The sequence below is a fragment of the Mesorhizobium sp. M7A.F.Ca.ET.027.03.2.1 genome, from assembly GCF_003999175.1.
In the GTDB taxonomy this organism is placed as follows: domain Bacteria; phylum Pseudomonadota; class Alphaproteobacteria; order Rhizobiales; family Rhizobiaceae; genus Mesorhizobium.
Genome location: NZ_RZOM01000447.1, coordinates 1 through 4,719, shown reverse-complemented (window position 1 = coordinate 4,719; position 4,719 = coordinate 1). Strand labels below are relative to the sequence as shown.

Below are 4,719 nucleotides of genomic sequence, written 5' to 3'. Positions count from 1 at the left end.
CGCGAATACCGTGCCAGTGGATCGTCGTCGGATCGTCGATCGCGTTGATAAGGCGTGCAGCGAAGGGCTCGCCCTTTTTCATTCTGAGCACGGGCGGCATTCCGGTGTTGCCATAGGTCAGCACATCCCTGGTCTGGCCGATATCCATCAGCTTCGCCTGGATCTTTGCCGTCTGCAAAACGACCGGCTCAGTTGTGGCAGCTGCCAAGCCGCCAAGCCGACCCATGGCCGAGAGCCCGATCCCGCCCACGCCAGCAACCGCAGCCGTTTTCAAAAGTCCGCGGCGTGTGAGTAAGGTCATTCGGCGCTCCGACTGCAAAGGCGACTGCCCTGGGTTTATCGATGTGTTGGATTATCGGCCAGCCACCAGCGCAGATGCCGGTATTGGCACATCGTGTCCCGACGATGTCATGGCGACAAGATGACGTTCGCTTGCGCTGTTTTCGACAGGCTGGTGAGAACTCATCGAGATCAGACAGCCGAAGATGAGATTTGCCAGACGGCTATGCAAGCGAGCGCAAAGCCAGCCACCCCTTCAATCGTACGTGAGATGACATCGAACAGGCGCGGACGGCTGTCGAAAAAGTGCACCAGTCGCTCTTTGAACAGGATTGAAGCGATCGCCACACAAGACAAGGTCAGTGCCACACCAAGCATCATGGTGATCGCGAACAGAATACCGGCGCCCGGTACGCCTCTGGAAATCGCGAACGTCATGACAAAGAGGGTCAGCGGGCAGGGTATCAAACCGGCCATGACACCAACAGCCTCGCCCTCATGCTTGTGATGCCGGCCATGGTTCAATGCGCGCCATATCATCCAGACGCCGATCAGCCCGAGCAGGCCGCGACTGATGTTCTCGAGGAGTGGCGCGCGCCCAACACTACCCAACGCGATCGAGACAAGCGGCAGCGAAAGCACGGCGATCAGAACTGCGATTGCCACGTGAGTGAAGGACAGAGTAACCGACACCAAGAGGCCGCGCGAAACCTTCGCATCGGAGCCGGCAAGGTAGGTCGCCAAAATAGCTTTGCTGTGACCGGGCGTCAAAGCATGTGCGGCTCCAAACAAGACCCCCATTGGCAGGAAGGCCAGGAACGCCAGCCAATCGCCTCCAACCGAGAGCAGTTTTATCTGGTCGGCGAACGCCAGATATATGGTGCGTTGAAACTCAACAAGCGTTTGGAACATCAGTCGAGGTTAGCCGACGCCGGTGGTTTTTTCGCGACCCTCAATGGTGGTGGCCGTGGTGTTCACCGTGATCATGCCCGTGAGGATGCGGATCGTCGTGTTGTTCATTTGCGGTGGCCAACCGAATGTTGGCAGCTGCAAGAGCCGGCATGTGCTCGAACAGTTCATCTTCCAAAGCGGCCGTTATCTTCCTGGCCTCGGAAACAGGCAAAGCTTCGTCGACCGAGATGGCAATGTCTGCGTGCAGCTTGTGGCCAATCCAACGAGCTTTCGCCTCGACAATCTGCGCGCCTGGCACATGCTCGGCGGCATGCCGGATTTCGCCCATGACGCCGGGTTCGACACCGTCAAGCATGCGAGTAAGCACCGAGCGTGCCGATTGCCAAACGATGCCGAAGATCGCAGCGGTGATGAGCAGGCCAATAATCGGGTCGGCCAAGGGAAAGCCGAGCCAAACGCCCAGCGCACCGATGACAACGGCAAGGCTAGTGAGACCGTCGGTGCGGGCGTGGTAGCCGTCTGCGACGAGCGCCGCGCTGTTGATCTCCCGACCGACCCGGATCCGGAACACGGCAACCACTTCATTGCCAAGAAACCCGACAATGCCGGCCGCCGTCAGCCAACCCAGATGGGTAACCAACTGGGGGTTTATCAGACGGTCGATGGCCTGATAGCCAGCGACGATGGCGCTAAACAAAATGATCAGGACAATGATGATCCCTGCCAGATCTTCGACGCGGCCCAAACCATAGGTAAAGGTCTGCGACGGCTTGCGGCGCGCCAGCATGAATGCGATCCACAGTGGAATGGCGGTCGTGGCGTCTCCGATGTTGTGGATCGTGTCGGCCAGCAGCGCCACGCTGCCAGACAGCATCACAACAACAACCTGCAGCGCCGCTGTAACCGCCAGTATGACGAATGACCATTTGGTGGCCCAGATGCCACGGTCAGTTGTGGCGATGGTCGCATCGATGACGCCGTGGGAATGACCATGCGGCCCTGTGCCATGACCGTGATCAGCGTGCGTGGCATGGCCGCTTGGTCCGAACCCAAACCAGTCAAGGATGCGTGCGCCCGTATGGTTCATAGATATTTCGCCAACTGCTTGAGTTCCGCCAGAGAGCTGCCGCTCGGTTCAGCGCTGTCGGTCAGGCAATGCTCGATGTGATCGTGGATCAGCTCGCGTTTCGCGCTGCTGATGGCGCTTTCGACCGCGTATAGTTGCTGCGCAAGATCAACGCAGGGGCGTTCCGCTTCGAACATGGCAATGACGGAAGCCAGGTGCCCTTGCGCGCGTTTCAGCCGCTTTAAAATGGCAGGGTGGGATGTGTGAATACCTTCGGACATACCGCCCGACTATCCCCCCTGGGAGGATAGAGTCAAGAGATCAACGACGACCGTCAGAGCGAAATGATGATAGCGTTCGCGTCGCTATTCAGCCGCCTCGGCATAGTGTGCCGGCACGTAGTTGAGGATGGGGCCAAGCCAGCGCTCTACCTCGGCCAGCGGCATCGCCTTGCGGCGTGCATAGTCCTCGACCTGGTCGCGTTCGACCTTGGCGACGCCGAAATAATAGCTTTCTGGATGCGCCAGATAGATGCCTGATACCGAGGAACCCGGCCACATCGCATAGCTTTCGGTCAGGCTCACGCCTGCATTGCGCTCACCGTCGAGCAGCCGGAACAAAGTCGCCTTCTCGGTGTGATCGGGCTGCGCCGGATAGCCGGGCGCAGGGCGAATGCCGCGATAGGGTTCGCCGATCAGTTCGTCCGGCGCCAGCGCTTCATCTGAAGCATAGCCCCAGAATTCCTTGCGCACCTTCTCATGCATCCGCTCGGCAAAGGCTTCGGCGAAGCGGTCCGCCAGCGCCTTGACCATGATCGACGAATAATCATCATTCGCTCGCTCGAACCGTTCGGCGATAGCCACCTCCTCGATGCCGGCGGTGACGATAAAGCCGCCGATGTAATCCGGCTTGCCGCACTCCACTGGCGCAACGAAGTCCGCCAGTGCGACATTGGCCTTGCCGTCGCGCTTGGTCAGCTGCTGGCGCAAGGTAAAGAAGGTCGCCAGTTCCTGCGACCGCTTTTCGTCCGTGAACAGCCTGATGTCGTCGCCGACGGCATTGGCCGGCCAGAAGCCGACGACGCCGCGCGGCGCGAACCATTTCTCGGCGATGATCCTCTTCAGCATCGCCTGCGCATCCTCGAACAGCTGGCGCGCGGCGGCGCCTTGCGCCTCGTCTTCGAGAATTTTGGGATAACGGCCCTTCAGTTCCCAGGTCTGGAAGAACGGCGTCCAATCGATGTAGCGCGCGAGTTCGGTGAGATCCCAGTTCTCGAATACCTTGACGCCGGTAAAGGACGGCTTCGGCGGCTCGTAGGCAGACCAGTCGATCCGGTGCGCATTAGCCCTCGCCTTGGCCAGCGGCAGCCGCTGCTTGTCGGATTCGGAGCGGGCATGCGCATCGGCGACCTTCTTGTATTCGGTGCGCACCGTGTCGACATAGCCGCCCTTGGTCTCGTTCGACAGCAAGGACGACACGACACCGACCGCCCGGCTGGCGTCGGTGACGTAGACCGTCTGGCCCTTGGTGTAGCGCGGGTGGATCTTCACCGCCGTGTGCACGCGGCTGGTCGTTGCGCCGCCGATCAGCAGCGGAATGTCGAAGCCTTCGCGCTCCATCTCGGCGGCCATATGCACCATTTCATCGAGGGATGGCGTGATCAGGCCGGACAGGCCGATGATGTCGACATTTTGGTCGCGCGCCGTCTGCAGGATCTTGGCCGCCGGCACCATGACGCCGAGATCGATGATCTCGTAATTGTTGCAGGCGAGCACGACGCCGACGATGTTCTTGCCGATGTCATGGACATCGCCCTTGACCGTCGCCATCAGGATCTTGCCCGCTGTCTGGCGTTCGCCATTGTCGATGCCGTTGGCGGCGTTGGCCAGCTTCTCGGCCTCCATATGCGGCAGCAGTCCGGCGACGGCCTGCTTCATCACCCGCGCCGATTTCACCACTTGCGGCAGGAACATCTTACCCGCGCCGAACAGGTCGCCGACGACGTTCATGCCGGCCATCAGCGGGCCTTCGATGACATGCAGCGGGCGCTCGGCGGCAAGCCGCGCTTCCTCGGTGTCGGCGTCGATGAATTCGGTGATGCCGTTGACCAGTGCATGGCTGATCCGCTGTTCGACCGGCAGGTCGCGCCAGGCGAGATCGCGCTCCTTGGCTTCCTGGCCCGCCGTGCCTTTGAAGCGTTCGGCGATCTCCAGCATGCGTTCGGTGGCGGTGCCGCCGGCCCTGGGCATGCGGTTGAGCACGACATCCTCGCAGGCCTCGCGCAGTGCCGGCTCGATCGTATCGTAGACTGCGAGCTGGCCGGCATTGACGATGCCCATGTCCATGCCGCGCTGGATGGCATGGTAGAGGAACACGGCATGCATGGCCTCGCGCACCGGCTCGTTGCCGCGGAACGAGAAGGACAGGTTCGACACGCCGCCGGAAATGTGAACATGCGGCAG

Annotated in this window: 4 protein-coding genes and 1 pseudogene; all 5 read right to left on the bottom strand. The window is 60.9% G+C overall.

Annotated elements, in window-relative coordinates; genetic code table 11:
* A partial coding sequence (locus EN750_RS19350; RefSeq protein ID WP_148669942.1) for a multicopper oxidase domain-containing protein occupies nt 1-301 on the bottom strand: 301 nt, incomplete at its 3' end.
* 170 nt (nt 302-471) lie between these two features.
* Entirely contained in the window at nt 472-1,191 is a 720-nt protein-coding gene (locus tag EN750_RS19345) for a sulfite exporter TauE/SafE family protein (RefSeq protein ID WP_127397358.1), read from the bottom strand.
* Nucleotides 1,192-1,300: 109 nt separating this feature from the next.
* A pseudogene (locus EN750_RS19340) lies at nt 1,301-2,278 on the bottom strand (cation diffusion facilitator family transporter); the annotation flags it as partial.
* Nucleotides 2,275-2,538 (bottom strand): metal-sensing transcriptional repressor, encoded by a 264-nt coding sequence (locus EN750_RS19335; protein ID WP_127397356.1) that lies wholly within the window; start codon nt 2,536-2,538, stop codon nt 2,275-2,277. The pseudogene EN750_RS19340 and the gene EN750_RS19335, both read right to left, overlap by 4 nt.
* A gap of 84 nt (nt 2,539-2,622) precedes the next feature.
* Nucleotides 2,623-4,719 (bottom strand): vitamin B12 dependent-methionine synthase activation domain-containing protein (locus EN750_RS19330; RefSeq protein WP_189526318.1); only part of this gene is annotated, 2,097 nt, incomplete at its 5' end.

Bases quoted from the DNA above. Each gene is read 5' to 3' on its own strand.
- EN750_RS19345 (WP_127397358.1), bottom strand. From the start codon at position 1,191: ATGTTCCAAACGCTTGTTGAGTTTCAACGCACCATATATCTGGCGTTC.
- EN750_RS19335 (WP_127397356.1), bottom strand. From the start codon at position 2,538: ATGTCCGAAGGTATTCACACATCCCACCCTGCCATTTTAAAGCGGCTG.